This is a genomic window from Gemmiger formicilis (assembly GCF_024462815.1).
Classification (GTDB): Bacteria; Bacillota; Clostridia; order Oscillospirales; family Ruminococcaceae; genus Gemmiger.
On sequence record NZ_JANGCG010000089.1, the window covers coordinates 1 to 242 of the forward strand.

Genomic DNA, 242 nt, shown 5'->3' on the forward strand with positions numbered 1-242 from the left:
TGGGAAAATAATATGAAGAAAATAGATTCATGGCTAACTAAACATGGTCTAAAAAATCGACTTACGCTCGTAGTAGTTGTAATTTTTATTATATTTTTAATTTTACTTTTTATGTTTGTTAATTTAAGTGATGAAGATACAGGCCAAATTACTTTAACTGAGAATGCTGAGTTAAGAACAGGACCTAATGCCGCCTATCCTGTTATTTATAAAATAGGAAAAGGCGAAAGTTTTAAGAAAAT

At 28.5% G+C, this 242-nt stretch carries 1 protein-coding gene; it reads left to right on the forward strand.

From position 1 onward, the window contains the following. Positions 1 to 12 precede the first annotated feature (12 nt). On the forward strand, positions 13 to 242 hold a 230-nt coding region (locus NE623_RS14610; RefSeq protein WP_256276174.1), incomplete at its 3' end, for a hypothetical protein.